Source organism: Roseibium sp. MMSF_3412, assembly GCF_030733265.1.
Lineage (GTDB): Bacteria > Pseudomonadota > Alphaproteobacteria > Rhizobiales > Stappiaceae > Roseibium.
Window position 1 is genome coordinate 1 of the sequence record NZ_JASHJI010000007.1, and the last position, 17,870, is coordinate 17,870.

At 59.3% G+C, this 17,870-nt stretch carries 16 protein-coding genes; 7 read left to right on the top strand and 9 right to left on the bottom strand.

What is annotated here, in order from left to right:
• The 4 genes from RBB49_RS13860 to RBB49_RS13875 all read right to left on the bottom strand — a co-directional run.
• On the bottom strand, nucleotides 1–1,350 hold a 1,350-nt coding region (locus RBB49_RS13860), incomplete at its 3' end, for an amidase (protein ID WP_306143427.1).
• Nucleotides 1,351–1,554, bottom strand: a complete 204-nt coding sequence (locus tag RBB49_RS13865; protein WP_306143428.1) for a hypothetical protein — start codon at nucleotides 1,552–1,554, stop codon at nucleotides 1,351–1,353.
• A gap of 61 nt (nucleotides 1,555–1,615) precedes the next feature.
• Nucleotides 1,616–2,767 carry a Xaa-Pro peptidase family protein gene (locus tag RBB49_RS13870; protein WP_306143429.1) on the bottom strand — a complete coding sequence of 384 codons (1,152 nt, stop codon included), beginning with the start codon at nucleotides 2,765–2,767 and terminating at the stop codon, nucleotides 1,616–1,618.
• 51 nt (nucleotides 2,768–2,818) lie between these two features.
• Complete coding sequence (locus RBB49_RS13875; RefSeq protein ID WP_306143431.1) at nucleotides 2,819–3,976, bottom strand: Xaa-Pro peptidase family protein; 1,158 nt, start codon at nucleotides 3,974–3,976, stop codon at nucleotides 2,819–2,821.
• 369 nt (nucleotides 3,977–4,345) lie between these two features.
• Between RBB49_RS13875 and RBB49_RS13880 the strand changes: the two genes are divergently transcribed.
• The 7 genes from RBB49_RS13880 to RBB49_RS13910 all read left to right on the top strand — a co-directional run bounded on the left by RBB49_RS13880 (nucleotide 4,346) and on the right by RBB49_RS13910 (nucleotide 9,614).
• Nucleotides 4,346–5,188 carry a transporter substrate-binding domain-containing protein gene (locus tag RBB49_RS13880; protein ID WP_306143432.1) on the top strand — a complete coding sequence of 281 codons (843 nt, stop codon included), beginning with the start codon at nucleotides 4,346–4,348 and terminating at the stop codon, nucleotides 5,186–5,188.
• A 54-nt stretch (nucleotides 5,189–5,242) separates the two neighbouring features.
• On the top strand, nucleotides 5,243–5,908 hold the full coding sequence (gene ehuC / locus RBB49_RS13885) for an ectoine/hydroxyectoine ABC transporter permease subunit EhuC (protein WP_306143434.1): 666 nt from the start codon (nucleotides 5,243–5,245) through the stop codon (nucleotides 5,906–5,908).
• A 4-nt stretch (nucleotides 5,909–5,912) separates the two neighbouring features.
• Nucleotides 5,913–6,581, top strand: coding sequence for an ectoine/hydroxyectoine ABC transporter permease subunit EhuD (gene ehuD, locus RBB49_RS13890; protein WP_306143435.1), 669 nt, complete (start codon nucleotides 5,913–5,915; stop codon nucleotides 6,579–6,581).
• A complete protein-coding gene (ehuA, locus tag RBB49_RS13895; protein WP_306143436.1) occupies nucleotides 6,581–7,393 on the top strand; it encodes an ectoine/hydroxyectoine ABC transporter ATP-binding protein EhuA in 813 nt (270 codons plus the stop codon). Before ehuD ends, ehuA begins: the two co-directional genes overlap by 1 nt.
• A 22-nt stretch (nucleotides 7,394–7,415) precedes the next feature.
• On the top strand, nucleotides 7,416–8,222 hold the full coding sequence (locus tag RBB49_RS13900) for an aspartate dehydrogenase (protein WP_306143437.1): 807 nt from the start codon (nucleotides 7,416–7,418) through the stop codon (nucleotides 8,220–8,222).
• 95 nt (nucleotides 8,223–8,317) lie between these two features.
• The gene (locus RBB49_RS13905; protein WP_306143439.1) at nucleotides 8,318–8,971 is read left to right on the top strand and encodes a GntR family transcriptional regulator; all 654 of its coding nucleotides are present in this window, start codon (nucleotides 8,318–8,320) and stop codon (nucleotides 8,969–8,971) included.
• A 118-nt stretch (nucleotides 8,972–9,089) separates the two neighbouring features.
• Complete coding sequence (locus tag RBB49_RS13910) at nucleotides 9,090–9,614, top strand: GNAT family N-acetyltransferase (RefSeq protein ID WP_306143441.1); 525 nt, start codon at nucleotides 9,090–9,092, stop codon at nucleotides 9,612–9,614.
• Nucleotides 9,615–9,626: 12 nt separating this feature from the next.
• On the opposite strand, the gene RBB49_RS13915 is transcribed toward RBB49_RS13910, so the two are convergent.
• From RBB49_RS13915 to RBB49_RS13935, 5 genes are all read right to left on the bottom strand, one after another.
• Nucleotides 9,627–10,577, bottom strand: a complete 951-nt coding sequence (locus tag RBB49_RS13915) for a bifunctional helix-turn-helix transcriptional regulator/GNAT family N-acetyltransferase (protein WP_306143442.1) — start codon at nucleotides 10,575–10,577, stop codon at nucleotides 9,627–9,629.
• Between the two features lie 113 nt (nucleotides 10,578–10,690).
• A complete protein-coding gene (locus tag RBB49_RS13920) occupies nucleotides 10,691–11,599 on the bottom strand; it encodes a fatty acid desaturase family protein (RefSeq protein ID WP_306143443.1) in 909 nt (302 codons plus the stop codon).
• A 609-nt stretch (nucleotides 11,600–12,208) separates the two neighbouring features.
• Nucleotides 12,209–16,183, bottom strand: coding sequence for an efflux RND transporter permease subunit (locus tag RBB49_RS13925; RefSeq protein WP_306143444.1), 3,975 nt, complete (start codon nucleotides 16,181–16,183; stop codon nucleotides 12,209–12,211).
• On the bottom strand, nucleotides 16,180–17,283 hold the full coding sequence (locus RBB49_RS13930) for an efflux RND transporter periplasmic adaptor subunit (protein ID WP_306143445.1): 1,104 nt from the start codon (nucleotides 17,281–17,283) through the stop codon (nucleotides 16,180–16,182). Before RBB49_RS13930 ends, RBB49_RS13925 begins: the two co-directional genes overlap by 4 nt.
• Before the next feature lie 24 nt (nucleotides 17,284–17,307).
• On the bottom strand, nucleotides 17,308–17,859 hold the full coding sequence (locus RBB49_RS13935) for a PadR family transcriptional regulator (protein WP_306143446.1): 552 nt from the start codon (nucleotides 17,857–17,859) through the stop codon (nucleotides 17,308–17,310).
• Between the last annotated feature and the right edge of the window lie 11 nt (nucleotides 17,860–17,870).

Genomic DNA, 17,870 nt, shown 5'->3' on the forward strand with positions numbered 1-17,870 from the left:
CGCAACGCGGAACAAGGTTTTCTCATCAAAGTAGCGTCCGACGAGTTGCAGACCGATGGGAAGCCCTTCCGAATGCATGCCGCAGGGCATGGTCAGCGCGGGGTGCCCGGTCATGTTGAAAAAGCTCGTGTAACGGGTGATCGCGTTGCCGATTGCCTCGTCGATGCCGTCGCGCCGGATGTTGACGGTTCCCACCTTCTGCGCAATTTCAGGCGTCGCGGGTGTCAGTATGACATCGACCTGATCAAAAAGAGCGCTGGTCTGTTGCCGATAGGTTTCAATGAATCTCTTGGCTTTCACATAGTGCTCCGCGAGGATGCACTGGCCAACGGCCAGCCCTGCCCGAAAGTCCGCGCTGTAAAGATCGCCGCGCGTTTCCAGGTAGGCGGAATGCGCGCTGAGCGCCTCCGGCATCTGAACCGTAAGTGACACTGTCCGCGTCTGTTCCATGTCGGGAAGTGCCACAGGCACGAGCTCCGCTCCCCGGTGGACCAGATGGGCTTTCACGCCCTCCAGTGCATCCAGTATCTGCGGGTCGCACCGGTCGAAGAAAAAATCGGCAGGTATGCCGACCTTGATACCGGAAATGCCGCGCCCGAACGCATCTGAACAGGTCTCGAACGGCAAGTTGACGGACGCGGGATCTTTCGGGTCGTGTCCGGAGATCGCCTCAAGCAAGTCGGCGCTGTCGGCGATCGTGCGCGTGATGATGCCGACATGGTCGAGTGTCCAGCAATAGGGCACGATCCCGCTGGTCGGGACCCGGCCGATCGTCGGTTTCAGCCCGACAAGGCCGTTCAGCGCAGCGGGTGCACGCACGGAGCCGCCGGTATCCGTGCCAAGCGCCGCCGGAACCAGGCCAAAGGCGACCGCTGCCGCCGACCCGCTCGAGGAACCACCGGCCAATCGCGTGGTGTCGTAAGCATTGACGCACGTTCCGTAGACCTCGTTTTCGCCGGTCGCACCGTAGGCGAATTCATGAAGGTTGGTTTTCCCCATGCTCAACGCACCGGCGCCGCGCAGGCGGGTGATCACGAAGGCGTCCTCCCGGGCGATCCTGTCTTGGAAGACCCGCGATCCCGCGGTCGTTTTCACACCGGCAATGTCGATGAGATCCTTGCTGGCATAGGGAACGCCGGCGAGCGGTGTCCGCGACAGGTCGCTTCTTGACAGTGTTGCAGCTTTTTCCGCTGCCTCGGCCGCAGTCACGGTGATGAAGGCGCGGGAAACGGCATTGTGCCGTTCGATGCGTTCCGCAAAAACGGCAACGAGTTCCGGCACTGATATCTTGCCGGATGTCAGCAGCGTTCTGAGGGAGCGGATATCTTCGAAGGCGGGGTGCGTTGTCATCTATCGTTTCTGTACACCGAGCGCCGGAGCCGTTGTGCCGAGATCCGTCTTGCGAAGAAGCTCCAGTTCTTCAAGCAGGTCCTGAAAGCCGGTAATGACTCCCATCTTCGGGTCGATCAGTTCATTCAGTTCCGCATCGGACCACTTATGGCTGGCCATCTGATCGCAGATGCCTTGCAAGGTCTGTTTCTGCAACGGTTTCATCCTGGGTCTCCTGACAAGCCGGTTGAGAGCCGCATGTCCGCATTTGCCGCGGCCGCGCGTCTCAACGGATAATGAGGGTTTCTGGTGTTGTGTTGGTGAGAATTTCGGCGCCGTTCTCGGTCAGAAGAACAGTGTTGGAAACGAAGTAGTCGACAACGTCCGTGTTGGTAAACCAGCTATGTGCGTGAAACACCATGCCGGTCTCCAGCGTGCGTTCGGAGTTGGGAAAGAGCGACGTCACCATGGACCCTCCTGTCCAGCTTGGTGGAAACCCGATGCCGACCATGTATCCGCAATGATGACGCTCATAGTCATGAAGACCGGCCGATACGGCAACCTCTCGCCAAGCATCATAGGCATCTCCGGCCTTGCCGCCCGGCGTCAAAGCGGCGCAGATCGCCTTCATTCCGGCGATTGCCAGTTCGGCGGATTGCTCCGCACCTTCCGGCGCGCTGCCGACATAGGCCAGCCGTCCCATCGGTGCCTGGTACTTGCGGAAGGCGGCGCATGTTTCCAGGAAGACGGCGTCTCCGTTCTGAAAGACCTCACCGCGCCAGGTGGTATGCTCTTCGCCGAGCCGTGTCGTGGGTCTGATAAAGGGGCCGAAGCCGGGATATTCGCTGCCTTCGCGGATCATCCGGTCATGATATGCCGCGGCAATCTCGTAGTCGCTGGCCCCGTCGCGCACCGCCTCAATGGCTGCGAGGGTCCCGAGGTCCGCGGCGCGGGCCGCTTTTCTTGTGTACTCGACCTCCAGTGCGGACTTAACCTGCCGCAGATCATCGGCAATGCCCGATGCGTCCACCCAATGCGCATCGCCTTGCTGGATCAGTTCCGCATGGCGCGGCGTCAGAAACAGGCTTCGTTTTTCAATACCGACACGACCGCCCTTCAGCCCGAGATCCGCGACCGCTTTGAGGACGGCATCTGAGAGTTCTTCGTCGTCCCGATGTCCGTAAAAGGCCGCGTTTTCGACCTGGTTGTCGACGGTGATCTTTTCCATGGCCCGGCAGCAAAGCGCCATTTCGCCGTTACGGTTGAGCACAAGGACGTGCGCGGCGAAGAACCCCCAGTGGTCCAGTCCGGTCAGCCAGTAGATGCTTTCCGGCACCGATATGAGGAGACCATCGAGACTGTTTTCGGCAAGTGCGGCGCAAGTGCGTTGCAGGCGTTGCTGGAGCTCGCTTGCCGGAAACGGTCTGGTGTTGTCCATGTCTTCTCAGGTCCGTGTCATTCGATTGAAAGGATGGGCTGCGCCTCGGCTTCAGTGTTTGCTCAGGAGGATCGTGCGCGGATATTCCGTGATGTATTCGCAGCCCGTGTCTGTAACGACAACGGAATCGCCTATGCGGCCGGCAGTGACACCGTCGATTGAGATCCCGCCGTCGACGGCGAAGGTCATTCCGGGCCTGAGGACCGTCTTGTCGCCTTCTTTCAGTTCGGGCGCCTCGAGATAGGCGACACCGATCGACCTGCCGGTCCGGTAGCCTGTCTGGTACCCGCGCGCGCGATAGACATCGTTGGCGGCCATGGCGACCTCTTCGGCCAGAACTCCCGGGCGTATGGCTGCAATTGCTGCCTGTTGCGCCGCAATGGCGGCCTCCTGCACGTCACGCGCCTGGTCGGTGACATCGCCAATATGAAACATCCGGTCGAAGCCGAGCTTGTATTGCTTGAACTGGGCCATGTTGCAGAAGCAGAAATAGACCGGGTCAAATTTTTCGTACGCCCTGACGCCGGCGCGCCTGTGGACCATGGAGGTGTCTGCGCCGCTCTGCAGGATCTGCAGGTTGTGGATCATCGGTGACACGAAACGGTCCCAGCCCTTGCCGGTCAAAAAGCCCGCAGCCTTTTTCGACCCGGCCTCGATCACGGCGAGGGCGGATTCATACTCCTGTGCGCCTTCGCTCAGGGACTCGTGCGCCGCCAGCATCATTGCGCCCGCGATCTCTCCGGCTTCCTTCATGACACCGATCTCGAAATCCGTCTTGATCATGCGCATGTCTGCCAGGACCCGGGAAATGTCCCTGAGCGGCACATCGGCGAAGCTGTCATCGAGGAAGTTGCGGACAAGTGCGGGAACGGAAGTCCGCTCGATCCATATTTCGTTCGGGATGCTTCCGATCACCTCGGAAAGCACGCGTCCCCAACTGCGCTGTCCGGCATCTTCCCAGACCCTGATTTCCGTGACCCAGGTCATCGCGGCCACCATCTCGCTTTCCATCAGGGGCGTGATGACTGTCGGCGCGCTGTCCGCGCGGACGACCAGCAGGGTGGGGCGGCCGAATTCGATGCCCAGATAACCCCAGAACCCGGCGAGATAGGCAATCGAGCTTTCGTCGGTGAACACCGCGAGTTCAATCTCTTCATCGCGCATGCGTTGCTGCAGTTCCGCGGTCTTCTGCTTTGCATGTTCCAGCATTCAGACGTTCCTTTTCCGGCCGTTGCCGCAGGTCTTTCGTTGGATGGACTGTTCGCGCTTTTGAAACGGAAGCAACCGAACAGTCCGGCTGGCGTCAAGCACGGTTTCGAGAGCATGTGACATGTGCGTGTCCCCCTTTCCAAGTCGGTGGCGAAAGCGTGGACGCAAGGAGCGCGCGCGTCTTGATTTGGTGTACCTTTAGATAAATCATGGCAAGGCCACAAGAAAAATCGACATGAAATACGCAAAAATTTCCAGAAAACTATCAATTAATCAGATTGATGGAGCTGTCTGTTGCAAGTGTAAGGAGAATTGGTATACCTTTATAGTGTTGGGGGATCTAACGCCTTCACACAAGGGAACAGACCTATGACAAAATTTGGAAAGTCGATTACCGCTGCCATCATGCTGATGGGGGCAGTGTCTGTCGCCTCTGCCGGCCCAATACAGGACCGCATCGATGCGGGCGAACCTATTCGCATCGGATTTGCGAACGAAATTCCCTGGGCCTATCCGGGAGACGGCAACGCGCCTCTTGGATTTGCCAATGTGCATGCTCTCGGTGTTCTGAAGGCGATGGGCTACGAAAACATCGAACCGGTTGTCACGGAGTGGGGCGGGTTGATCCCGGGTTTGAAGGCAGGCCGCTTCGATATCATTACCGGTGGCATGTACATTATCGGCAGCCGCTGCGAGAACATCTCGTTTTCCGAGCCGATGGGCATCTTTGGCGACGCATTTCTGGTCGAGGCAGGCAATCCCAAGAACATAAACAGCTATGCCGACATCAAGGACAGCGGATCGCTCATGGTGACGGGTGCCGGCTACAACACGGTTGAGGCGGCCAAGAAAGAGGGGGTTGAAGACAGCCGGATCATGCAGGTGCCAGGGCCGACCGAAATCCTCGCAGCCATGCGCGCGGGCCGCGCGGATGCAGGTGCCGCCACCTATTTCACGCTGCTTGGTCTTGCCGAACAGTCTGACGGCAAACTCGAGGTGACCGACCCGAACGAGTTGCCGGACTGGACGAAGAATTGGGTGGGTATCGGTTTCCGTTCGGACGACAGTGACTTCCTGAAGGCCTTCAACGCGGCGCAGGCCGACTATCTTGGAAGTGATGCAATGCTTCAGGCCGTAGCTCCCTTCAAATATGGAAAATCCCAATTGCCGGACCCAGGCGTGAAGACCGAATGGATTTGCGCAAACCGCTAACCTGCAAGGGCGGGGTGGTTGCCCCGCCTTCTCGAGCCGATTGTCGGAGGTGGCATGGCTTACTTGGAGTTCCTTGCCGAATTCGGCAGCCGTTTTTTGGACGGGTCACTCATCACGGTTGCACAATTCCTGCTGTCCGCGGCGCTGGCTATCGCCATTGCATTGGGCTTCGGGCTTCTGAAACTGGCGCGGCACTGGGTCGTGCGCGGTGTCGCCACCCTCTACATCGAACTGTTCCGGGGTACCTCGCTTCTCGTACAACTCTACTGGATCTTCTTCGTTTTGCCTCTCTTCGGTCTGACGCTGGAGAAATTCACGGCGGGTTTCCTGGCCGTTGGCATGAATCTCGGTGCCTATGGCGCAGAACTTGTACGGGGAGCGGTCCGGTCCGTGCCGAAAGGGCAGTGGGAAGCAGCCTACGCGCTTTCGATGTCACCGGCGCGGCGCATGTGGCGCATCATTCTTCCGCAGGCCTTGGTGATCATGCTGCCGGGATGGGGCAACCTGCTGATCGAACTGCTCAAGGCAACAGCGCTGGTTTCTCTGATTTCAGTTACCGATCTCATGTTCGAGGCGAAGCAGGTCAACAGCACGACCTTTCTCTCCATTCAGGCGTTCGGGACCGCTCTGGTGATCTACTACGTTTTTGCACGGTTCCTTTTGACGCCCGCGATGCGACGCCTTGAGTTGTCAATGGCGCGCCGGATCGGAAAGGCCTGAAACGATGTTTGACTGGCGATGGGATTTTGCCTGGGAAATTCTGCCTCGTCTCATCGTGGCGACGGGCAACACGCTGATCGCGGCAGGTGCCGGTTACCTGATTGCCATCGTGCTCGGCCTGGTTCTTGCGCTGGCGCAGCGAACGCCGCTTCGTTCCCTGTCCTGGATCGTGCGCGAATTCGTCGAGTTCATAAGGTCCACGCCCCTCGTGCTGCAGATCTTCTTCGTGTTTTACGTCGGACCGCAATTCGGCGTTCGGCTGGATCCCTGGACTGCGGGAATGATCGCGATCGGCCTGCACTATTCCGCATACCTGTCGGAGGTCTATCGGGGTGGGTTTGAAGCCGTTCCGAAGGGGCAATGGGAAGCGTGCACATCCTTAAGCATGTCCATGCGCCAGACCTATGTCCGCGTCATCATCCCGCAAGCACTTCCACCCTCGGTCGCCGGCATGGGCAACTATCTCGTCGGAATATTCAAGGACACACCGATGCTTTCCGTCATCGGGGTTGCCGAACTCATGCATGCCGCCAATGCAATTGGTTCCGAGAATTACCGTTTCCTGGAGCCGTTCACGCTGGTCGGAATCATTTTCCTGGCGATTTCGCTGCCCTCCGCCGGTCTGATCAAGCTGTTCGAAAGCTGGGTGCGCCGCAGGATTGGAATTGATTGATGGACACACTGACTGCCTATCCGCTGAAACTGGATGGAACAGATGTTCCCATGGTCCGGTTCATGAACGTTACCAAGAAGTACGGTGCCCTGACCGTTCTTGAAAATCTGAATCTCGACATTGCCGAAGGAGAGATGGTCTCCATCATCGGTCCATCCGGCTCCGGCAAGACAACGGTCCTGCGCATGTTGATGCTGGAGCAGATCAACAGCGGCGTTATCTATGTAGATGGCAGGCCGCTCACACACATGAACAAGAACGGAGCTCTGGTTCCCGCAGACCGGCGATACCTTCGTACGGCGCGCGAGCCAATCGGCATGTGCTTCCAGCACTTCAACCTCTTTCCGCATATGACGGCGCTGCAAAACTGCATGGAGGGTCCGGTCCAGGTCCTCGGTTTGACGAAACGGGAAGCGCGCGAGCGCTCAGAAGAACTGCTGGAGTTGGTCGGCATGAGCGAGAAACGCGATCAGCATCCTTCGCGCCTGTCCGGCGGGCAACAGCAGCGGGTGGCCATCGCGCGTGCACTCGCCATGCGCCCCAAGGTCATGCTCTTCGATGAGGTCACGTCAGCCCTTGACCCGGAAGTGATCGGTGAAGTCACAAATGTCATTCGAAAGCTCGTCTCCGAACACAGCCTGACCATGCTCATGGTGACTCACCAGATGGGGTTCGCGCGCGACATATCGGACCGCATCTGCTTCTTTTTTGGTGGAAGGATTGAAGAGCAGGGAACGCCGGATGAACTCTTCGGCAATCCGAAAAGGGAGCGCACGCAGCAATTTCTGAGCGCCGTGAAATCGGCAGACTGATCGCAGCCACTTGGGGGCAAACATGTTGAAGATCGGCATTGCCGGAACGGGTGCGATTGGTCTGGCTGTTGCAAGAGCCATGAGCGAAGGCGGTATCCCGGGATGCAAATTGGTGGCCATTTCGGCCCGTAATGCGGAGCGCGCCAATGAGATCGCCCGCGCGATTCCGGTCCCGGTTCGTTTCCTGACGTTTGCGGGGCTCGCGGAAGAATGCGATGTCATCGTTGAGGCATTGCCTCCTGAAAAATTCGGGTGCCTGGCCCGGCCAGTCCTTGAAAACGGCAAAGTTCTGGTTGCCTTGTCGGCAAGCCAGTTGCTTGGGCGCGACGACCTGATCGATCTGGCTGCCGGGGCAGGCGGACGTATTCTCGTTCCCTCCGGTGCGATGCTTGGCCTCGACGCCATCAAGGCCGTCAGCCAGGGCAAGATCACGTCAATCACGATCGAGACACGCAAGCCCGTCGCCGGTCTTGTGAATGCGCCGTATCTTCATAAAAACGGTCTTGATCTGGCAGGCATTACCGAGGCGGTGTGCATCCTCGCAGGATCTGTGACGGAAGTTGCCCGCGAGTTTCCGGCCAACGTGAATGTGGCAGCTGCACTCAGCCTTGCCGGGATCGGCCCGAACCGGTCGCGCATGGAGATTTGGGCGGATCCGGCCTTGAACCGCAACATGCACACGGTCAGGGTTGCCTCCGACAGTTCCGATTTCACCATGCAGATCCAGAATCGGCCGAGCGTGGAAAATCCGGCGACTGGCCGGATCACCCCTCAAAGCGTGATTGCACTCTTGAAAGACCTCACTGCGGTCATGAGGATCGGCACCTGACAAAGCCAAAATTGGCAAGCGATGCTTGTAACAAACACGCGCCTGTGCTGTGAACTTCCTGAAAACATAAACCATCACGGCGCTCGGAAAACCCGATGACCAAAGACGAGATTTTTGAAACCCTGCGCATGCGGATCTGTCTCCTGGATTACGCGCCCGAAGCACGCCTGAACGAACGGGATCTGGCAGCGGAATTCGGCATCAGCAGGACGCCCATGCGGGCGGTGCTGCAGCGGCTCGAAAGGGACGGTCTCATCGAGAGCAGACACGGGCAGGGGACATCTGTCACGAGCATCGATCTGAAGCGAATGCAGGACGTTTACCTTGTGCGCATGCGCCTGACGGACGCACTGGCAGACTCCGAACGGCTTCCGATCTCCGATGATCTGGAGAATGAGCTTGCCGATCTTATCGCTGCCTGTGATGCGGTCTGCGCAAGCCGCGACAAGCGCGAATTCGCGCGGATCAACATCCGGCTGAATACGATCATGCACGGACTGGTAAAAAACGACGTGCTGCGCGAGATCAACGAGAAGCTCTTCTTCGAGTCGGCAAGGTTCTGGTTTCTGCTTCTGGACGAACTGGATTTCGAAGAACAGGTGACGGCGCTGAGCGATGAAATCTCGATGATCCGCCGTGCGATTGCGTTGCGGGACATAAGGCTCGCTGCCGAAATTCACAAATCCCATCTCGCCCTCGTGCAGTCTTCCATAAGACAGCAAAGCGCGTATTCCGGCGAAATCTCATGAGCGCGTTTCTTCTGACCGCATCGCTTGACCGGGGTCAATGACGGGTGGCGGAGAAGCCGGCAAGTTTTTTCGAGAGTCAGGCAGCAAGCAACCGCCGACGCAAACCCGGGAGCAGAACGTGACGCCGGACATTGCAATCAAACACGCAACGGCCCGGGATCTGGAGAGTTTGCGGCAGCTTTATCTCGACGCCTTTCCCGACGAAGACCTGTACCCGCTTGTCACCGACTTGCTTGGCGGCGCGGCGCCGGTTCTATCTCTCGTGGCAGCTTCCGGCGGCAAGCCTGTCGGACATGTCGTCTTTACGCATTGCTCGGTTGAACCGGGGTCCGTTACCGTCGCTCTCCTCGGGCCGCTTTGCGTGACGCCGGGACGCCAGAAAGGCGGCATCGGTTCCGCGCTGGTGCATGCCGGTCTCGATCACCTGAAAGCAACCATGGCGCAGGTGATGGTTCTTGGCGACCCGAACTATTATGGACGGTTCGGCTTCAGGCCCGACCATCTTGTGGAACCACCCTGTCCGATCCCGGGTGAGTGGAAAGACGCCTGGCAGTCGGTCCGGTCCGATGACGACACTGCCCCCGTGTCCGGACGGCTGGTCGTTCCCGGTGCCTGGAACAATCCGGCACTCTGGTCGGATTGAGCTGCGTGCGCCTCAGCGTCTTTTGCGAATGAACATCTGCTCCGTCACCGACTTGCCCCATTGGTCGCCGACATATTCATCGGCAAGGGTGAAACCGTTCCGCTCGTAGAGCGTTCGGGCTGCATCAAGGCCCTTCAGCGTCCAAAGGTGGATTTCATCGAAGCCGTGTCCGTCGCAATGCTCGAGCGCTTTGAGCAACAGGGTTTTGCCGAGGCCGAGGCCGCGCAGCTTTTCCGACAGGATAAACCAGCGCAGATGGGCAACATTTCCGTCCAGATCTTCGCCGTCGATGCTGATCGATCCGATGACCTCGCCCTTGTCCAGGATGCTCCAGCTGTTGTTCAGCGGGTTGCCGACACGCTGCATGAATTCCGCCATCGCCTGCGAGACGACGCTTTCGAAGGTCGGTCCGTTGCCGATGATTGCGCCATGGGTTCTGGCATGCAGAGCGGCAATGTCGCCAATCATTCCGGTCTGATAGCCTTCCACGACCTCGAAGCGGTGCAAGGGTTTGTCTTCCGTACCCTCAGAGCCTGCCAGGGCATCCGCGTAGGCGGTCAGGGCGTCGGCGATCGACCGCGCGGACCCGTTTCTGATGTTCGACAAGGCAGCGCGCGCCTGCCGGTCGCCGAACGTGTCGATCTCGGCGAAGGTTTTCCAGCCCGTGTTGGTCAGGCTCAATCCGAAGACGCGGCCATCCTGCTCGGAGCGCGTCTGGATGATATCACCGCGGATTTCCAGCGATTTCAGCAGTCTGCTGATTGTCGATTTTTCCAGCTTCAGCCGGGTGGCCAGGTCCTTTGCCGTTACACCGGGATGCAGACCGATTTCCATGATCGCGTGAACGCCCGAACCTGAAAGATCCGTGCCTGCGATGGTTCTGTCGAGAAACCCGAACTCCCTGACAAGCTGACGGGAGGCGGAGCGGATGTCCTGGACAAGCGAAGTGGAAATGTCGGTCATGTGATCCCTGAATATAGTTGTATAGTGCAACTATATGATTGCCGCTTGCCGATGGCAAGTGGCCATTGTCAAATCTGAAGGCCGTGATCCACACTCTGCAACGCGCGCGCCGGTTACCCGGCATCCGGCAGGTTTTTGAAGCTGCCGACATAGTCTCTGTGGAAGGCGCCGTATCCATCCGACGTTACGCCGAGATGTTCCCTGGTGAGCCGGTGCAGATCGGGGAGCTTGTGGAACGGAACCGTGGGATAGCTGTGATGCTCCGCGTGGTAAGGCATGTTCCAGGCCAGTCTGCGCACGACGCGGTTTGTATAGGTGGTACGGCTGTTTTCCAGCATGTTGGCAACAAAGGGACAGCGGCCGTGTTCGGCGAGAAGATAAAGCCTCAGAAACGGCTGCCCGAGCAGGCAGGGGAGAGCCCATGCGAAAAGGAGAAGGCTTGAAGCTGTCACAAGCGAAACACCGGCAAGGACGGCATAAAGCATAAGCGACACGACTGCTTCAAGCCGGACTTTGCGCCTGCCGCCCGCAGGTACAAACGCATCGTCGCATCGGCCCGATGCGTTCTTGAACAGTGTCTTCAGTTCGCTCCACCATGTCGGCAGGCCGCTGATATGCACGATGTATTGCCAAAGGGATTTGGGTTTTTCTCCGGCGAGTTCCGGATCGTTCTGCGGGTCCTGCGTGTGCCGGTGATGGGCAAAGTGGAAATACCGGAACCAGTCCGCCGGCACCAGGATGAGGAAACCGCAAATCCGTGCGACGAGATCGTTGATCCACGGCGACCGGAAGGCCGTCCTGTGGATTGTCTCGTGAAGCGTTGTGAACAGGAACATGATCAGGATGCCTTGCGGCACCATCAGCACCGGCCAGCCGGGGACTTCCAGCGCGATTGCGGTCCCCAGAAAGGCAATCGACCCGAAATGAACCGCGAGCGCCGCAAGGCCCTTCCTGTCCGACGTTGCGGTCAGTTCGGCTCTTTGCGCTGCCGTCAGCCCGGCAAGAAACGATCGATGATCCATCTGGCTTTCTTATCACAGGTAAAGACGCGCAGGGAGCATGAGAACGGGTCACTTCCATCTCTCGGTAGCGTCAAGGGTGTTGAGGCATCTAGAGAGATGCGCCCGCATTCGCTGCTCTCACCCTGAAGCGCCATCCCCGGCTTGATCGGGGGTCCAATCCACTTTTCGGCAAAATGCGTGGTCCGGATCGGGTGCGGCGGCCCGGTTTTCGGTCAAACGACCGAAGCTCTGGAAACGAATGGATCCCGGATCTCCGCTGCGCTGCGTCCGGGATGACGGAAGGAGAGATCAACGAAAACCGTGTTCTTGCGCAAGCATTCGAGAAGAGCCGCGGTCGATCCTTCGAGACGGACCTTCCGGTCCTCCTCAGGATGAGGCGTTTCACACCCAAACGCAGCTGAGAAGCTGCAAAATTGAACGGCCTCATCCTGAGGAAGCGCGGCAGCGCTGTCTCGAAGGATGGGCAAGGCGCTAGGAGCGTGCGGCTCCAATGCCAATGCCTGGCCATGGTCGACCTCGAAAAACCGCGGTGTTGACCGCTTGGCTCCAGCAACAAAAAAAGGCCGCGCGGTGCGCGGCCTTTTCATCATGTTGTTGCCGTTTCCCGGATCACTCCGCCGCGAGCGGTTGCTCGTCCTGCGGCGGTACCTTGGGAGGGGCCGGTTTGGGCATGGAAACCACCTTGGCGGCCGGGCGTTCCTTCTCCAGATCGGGGTCGGTCCACTCGACATCCTGGTCAGCATCCGTTTCCGGCTCAACTTCGGCTTCCGCCGTCCTTGCTGCTGCTCTTTCACGGCGCGTCGTCACAAGACCTGCCATCCAGTTCCAGCTCGCATTGTAGCTGCGCACCCAGGTGTTGGGCAGCGCGATCATGACCGGGATCATGACAAGCGTCAGGATGGTCGAGAAGGCAAGACCCGAGATCACCGCTGTCGACAGCTGGATCCACCAGATTGCCGTGATGCCGCCGACCGCGATCGTCTGGGAGAAGAAGTCCAGATTGACGGCGGTTGCCATCGGCACCAGACCGACGATCGTCGTTACCGTCGTCAGCAGGATCGGACGGATACGCTGACCGGACGTTTTCAGGATCGCATCGAGCGGATCGAAGCCGTCATGCCGGAAGCGGTTGTAGGTATCGATCAGAACGATGGCGTTGTTCACCACGATCCCCGCAAGCGCCACGACACCGGTTCCGGTCATGATGATCGAGAACTTCTGGCCCGTCAGCATCATGCCCAGCAACACGCCCATGACCGACATAACCACCGTGGAGAGGGTCAGGAAGGTCTGGTAGAACGAGTTGAACTGGGTCAGCAGGATCAGGAACATCAGGAACAGCGATGCCATCATGGCCCGCATCAGGAATTCACCCGACTCCTTCTGGTCCTCGTCCGCGCCTCGGAACTGCAGGTAGACATTGTCCGGGAAGGTCTGGGTGTCCAGCCACGTGCTGAGTTCCTGCACCTTCGCGTCGACCGTCAACGGCTTGCCGTCCGCATCGACCGCCGTCTTGTCGACGGTTGCCTTCAGCATCATCGAGTAGAGGCCGTCGCGGCGGGTGATCGAAGACACTTTCGGCTCCGGAGACCGGTCGATGAAGTTCGCGATCGGAACGAGACCGAGCGGCGTCTGCAGACGCAACTGGTCGAACCGGTCGAGTGTCCGCTCGTCGGCTGGGAGCCGAACCCGGATGTCGACCTCGTCCTCGGAATCCGTCGGACGGTAGTTGCCGATCAGAACACCATTGGTGACCAACTGGACCATGTTGCCGACCGAGCCGATACCTGCCTGGTAGCGTCCGGCCTGTTCGCGGTCGATGTCGATCTGCCACTCGATACCGGGCAGGGGACGATCGTCCTCCTGGTCGATCAGGTGATCCATCGTGTCCAGGTGTGTCCGGATACGGGCAACCTGTTCCACCATGGTGTCGTAGTCGGTGGACGTGACTTCAAGCTGGATGTCCTTGCCTGTCGGAGGACCGCCCTCAATCTTGCGCGTCTCAACCCGGATACCAGGGATATCCGCAGACCTGTCCCGGATCTCGGCAAAGATCTCCGAGGCATTCCGGCGACAGCAGTATTTTGCAAGCTCCAGTGTCATCTCGCCGATCAGATCGCCTGGTTTGTCCTGTACACCGCCGATGAAATCGGGTCCGCTACCGCCACCAGGTGGGTAGGCGGAGGTGATGACGTTCTGAATGCCGGCCGTCTGAAGGACTTCCGCTTCGACCTGCTTGACGATCTCAAGCGATTCCGCCGCCGACATGTTGCCGCGCGCCGACACCATGACGACCGCCTGGTCGGGCTCCTCGTCAACGAAGAACTCGACACCGGTCGGGTTCGACGCGAAGGAGGTGAAGATCAGGGCACAGGTTCCCAGAACCGCAACCAGCGTCAGGACGTTGCCGAGCGGGTTGCCCGCCAGCAGCTTCAGATGACGGACGTAAAGGCCGGTGAAACCCTTGACCGTGCTCGTGTCAAACCTCAGTTCCTCAGGCTTGTCGCTTTCCCCGGTTCCGTTTCTTGTGCCGAAACCAAGCCATTTGCGCAGGCCGTCGAACATCCACTCCACCAGATGAACCAGCGGTGAAATCGCCTTGTAGGCTGCCCAGATGGCCAGGATCGCAAGCCCGAAGACGACCAGGAAGAAACCAGTGTCAAGTGCGATCGGGTGCGTAAACACCGTGAACGGATGTCCGAGGCTTGCAATCGAGCCGAACACGGAACTGATCGTGTCGGTGACAAACGGCGGTCGCGTAATCGCCAGGAAATAGGCGAAATAGGCCGCGAAACCGACCGCGAGTATTTCGAACGCAAGCGAGACAAAGGTTACCGAGCGGTATTGCTTCGCCGGTTTCTGGCTCTCCTTCTCCACACGCATCGCAGTGCGCTCACGGCGCCAGCGAACGAACGGGCGCAGAACAAGATACGCGGCAATCAGGGTGAGAAGGCCGAGCAGACCGGCAACAGGTGCCGCCATTGGTGACGCAGCCAGTGCCTCGGCAAAGCCGGGTGCTCCGGGTACAGCGCCAAAGGAGCCTAGCGTAATGACGACGGCAATTGCGCTGAACACGACCGCAAGAACAAACGCGGCCTTGCGCTCGATCCAGTGCGTCACCATCGCGAAGATGCCGCCCGTCACGGGCAGGAACACCATCGCGGTCAGGAGCGCTGCCATCAGGACGATGATCACCATGATCGGCAGGTAGCTCATGAACTCGCCGGCAACACCCGGCCACAGGAGCATCGGCAGGAAGGCAACAAGCGTGGTTGCGGTCGAAGATACGATCGGCCAGAACATCAGGCGCGCCGCGCGGATGTAGGCTTCACGGTCTTCCATGCCTTCGCTTACCTTGCGGTCGGCATATTCGACCATCACGATCGCGCCGTCGACGAGCATCCCGACCGTCAGCACGAGGCCGAACATAACCATGATGTTGACGGTGTAACCGAGCCCGGACAGGATCAGGAAGCCGACCATGAACGAGGTCGGGATCGCGAGACCGACAAGCAGGGCAGAGCGCAGGCCAAGGGCCGCGAGAACCAGGATCATCACGAGAAAGATCGCCGTCAGGATCGAGGACTGCAGCGAGCCGAGCACCTCGAAGATATTCGACGACATGTCGATCATGTAGTCGACCTGGATCGTCTCAGGCCAGTCTTTCGTCGCTTCATCGACAACCGCACGGATGGCGAGGTTGTTTTCGATGATATTGGTGCCGATTCGCTTGGTGACGTTCAGCGCGATGGCCGGGCTTCCGTTCACGCGCGTATAGGAATCTGCATCCTTGAAGGTGCGGCGGATCTCGGCGACGTCGCTCAGAGTGACGACGCCTTCACCGGCCTGCTTGATCGGCAGCGAATAGACATCGAGCGCGTTCTCCACCAGGCCCGGAACCTTGACGTTGAACCGCCCCTGACCGCCATCGATGTAACCGGCGGGAACAAGCTGGTTGTTGTTCGACAGCGAGGTCAGCAGTTCCTGCTGGGTGATCGCGTAGGATTCCAGTTTTTCCGAATCGATCAGCACTTCGAGCTGTTCTTCCCGGTGACCCGTGAGGTCGGCCGAGCGCACGGTGTCGATCGCCTCGACCTGGTCTTTCAGGCGGCGCGCATGCTGGTACAGCGTGCGTTCCGGTACGCTGCCGGAGAGCGCAATCGTGATTGTCGGGACCAGCGCGAAGTTTGTTTCCGAAATGGTCGGTTCTTCGGCATCGGCGGGCAATTCGCCCTTGGCTGCATCCACCTTGTCGCGGACATCGGCGAGCGCCTCGTCCTTGTCGAAGGAGATGTCGAATTCCAGAACGATCCCGGCATGGCTTTCCGAAGCGATTGCCGTGATTTCCTTCAAGCCGTCGAGGCCACGCAGTTCCGTTTCCATCGGCCGGACCAGAAGCCTTTCGGCATCTTCGGGTGAAATTCCCTGCTGGACGATGGAGACGTAGAAGACCGGAACGTCGATGTCGGGACTGTCTTCCTTCGGAATGCTGATATAGCTGAACACCCCGGCGACCAGGAGCGCCAGCATCAGCACGAAGACCGTCTTGGGGCGTCTCAGGACGCCTTCAAGCATGTTTATCATTGGCTGAGCCCCGCAGTTTCAAAGACCGGCTGGACGGTTTCGCCGTCGCCAACATATTCCTGACCGACCACGATCACGGTTACCTCTTCGGGAAGGCCACCCACCCACAGGCCGTCATCCTCACCACCGAGGACCTTGACCGGGTAAAACGCGGTCTTGTCGTCGTCATCGACGGCGCGCACGCCAACGATGCCTTCATCGCTCAACGTCAGGATGGCGGGAGAGATCTTGTGTGCCTTTTCAACCGGCAAGGCCAGCCGCGTCACGGCGGTCACGCCGTCGCGCGCGATCCCGTCCGGGTTCGGCAGTTCGACCTCAACGCGGAACGTGCGTGTGTCGGGTTCCGAAGACGGGGAGACATAACGGACCTTGCCCGCCATGGTTTCGCCGGTGACCAGCCTGACTTCGGCCGGCATGCCGATTGAAATCTGACCAATATTGAGTTCGGATACCTGCCCGATGGCAATCATCGGATCGGAATTCACAACAGTTGCGCAGATGCCGCCATTATCAAGCTGCGCACCGATTTCTGCCATGGGGCTTTCGATGACGCCGCTGATCGGCGAACGGATGATGGTGCGCTCCAGCTCAAGTTCAGCTTCCTTGACGCGTGCGCGTGCCGCATCAAGGCCGGCCTGCGTTGCAGCGGCACGGGTCTGTGCCGTGAAGCCCTTGTCGGCGAGTTTCGTGGCGGCAGAGTGGTCCAGTTCGGCCTGGCCGAGAAGCGCCTTGGCTTCCAGGACACCGGCTTCGCGCGAGCCGCGGTCCAGTTCACACAAAACGTCGCCAGCGGCAACATGGGCACCTTCGCGCGCCGGACGCCGGACAACGTCGTCCTTCGTCTGCGACATGACGGCAACCTTGGCTTCTGCCTCGGTGCGTCCACGGACCTCAAGAATGGCCTGACGGTCTTGCGCGGTCAGCTTGACAACCTGCACACGGAACATGTCGCCTGCGTTTTCGGCAACGCGTTCGGCTGGTGGCGGGACGGCATTCTCGCCATCGCCGACACCGCCGATGACCACGGTGCCGCTCGACATCCAGTAGCCTATGCCTGCGGCAAGGCCCACCGCCATGATATAGGACAACTTAACTTTCATAGGTCTTCACTCCGAAACTCAAACTTACTCGGCGGCGTCGGAAACGGGCCTGGCCGCGTCTTCCGCAATCTTGACGAGTGCATTTCCGTGTTCTTCAAGGTAGGCCAGCGTGCAGTTCATGCAGGCGATGCCGTAACTTCTGGTCCAGTTGGAGCCGGGATGGCTGCATTCTTCATCCGACTCGGTCAGGAGGCGCAGTTCTTCGAGCACCTGAGCCTTACGTCTTTCAAGGGCGCGCCGGATGACATCGGGCGGCAATTGCGCGGCATTCAGTGCAATCAGCAAAAACGGGGATTTGAACGTGTCTGGCGCCTGTGGCTCGCAGAGATATTCGATAAGTTCCGCGTGGCCGGCCTCTGTGATCGAATAGACCTTCCTGGCGGGTTTCCCTGCCTGGGGTTCTTCCCTCACAGTGACGAGGCCTTCCGATTCAAGCCGCGCGAGAGCGGGGTAAATCGATCCGAAACTGGCATCGTCAAAATAGCTGAACCGACCGTCGGTCGATTCCTTGCGGATCTCGTATCCGGTGGCGTCGCCAAAAGACAGGATCGCCAGGCACAGGCTGCGTACACTCATCGGTCTCTCCG

Coding starts and splice junctions, on each gene's coding strand:
- RBB49_RS13865 (WP_306143428.1), bottom strand. CDS start 1,554: ATGAAACCGTTGCAGAAACAGACCTTGCAAGGCATCTGCGATCAGATG.
- RBB49_RS13870 (WP_306143429.1), bottom strand. CDS start 2,767: ATGGACAACACCAGACCGTTTCCGGCAAGCGAGCTCCAGCAACGCCTG.
- RBB49_RS13875 (WP_306143431.1), bottom strand. CDS start 3,976: ATGCTGGAACATGCAAAGCAGAAGACCGCGGAACTGCAGCAACGCATG.
- RBB49_RS13880 (WP_306143432.1), top strand. CDS start 4,346: ATGACAAAATTTGGAAAGTCGATTACCGCTGCCATCATGCTGATGGGG.
- ehuC (WP_306143434.1), top strand. CDS start 5,243: ATGGCTTACTTGGAGTTCCTTGCCGAATTCGGCAGCCGTTTTTTGGAC.
- ehuD (WP_306143435.1), top strand. CDS start 5,913: ATGTTTGACTGGCGATGGGATTTTGCCTGGGAAATTCTGCCTCGTCTC.
- ehuA (WP_306143436.1), top strand. CDS start 6,581: ATGGACACACTGACTGCCTATCCGCTGAAACTGGATGGAACAGATGTT.
- RBB49_RS13900 (WP_306143437.1), top strand. CDS start 7,416: ATGTTGAAGATCGGCATTGCCGGAACGGGTGCGATTGGTCTGGCTGTT.
- RBB49_RS13905 (WP_306143439.1), top strand. CDS start 8,318: ATGACCAAAGACGAGATTTTTGAAACCCTGCGCATGCGGATCTGTCTC.
- RBB49_RS13915 (WP_306143442.1), bottom strand. CDS start 10,577: ATGACCGACATTTCCACTTCGCTTGTCCAGGACATCCGCTCCGCCTCC.
- RBB49_RS13920 (WP_306143443.1), bottom strand. CDS start 11,599: ATGGATCATCGATCGTTTCTTGCCGGGCTGACGGCAGCGCAAAGAGCC.
- RBB49_RS13925 (WP_306143444.1), bottom strand. CDS start 16,183: ATGATAAACATGCTTGAAGGCGTCCTGAGACGCCCCAAGACGGTCTTC.
- RBB49_RS13930 (WP_306143445.1), bottom strand. CDS start 17,283: ATGAAAGTTAAGTTGTCCTATATCATGGCGGTGGGCCTTGCCGCAGGC.
- RBB49_RS13935 (WP_306143446.1), bottom strand. CDS start 17,859: ATGAGTGTACGCAGCCTGTGCCTGGCGATCCTGTCTTTTGGCGACGCC.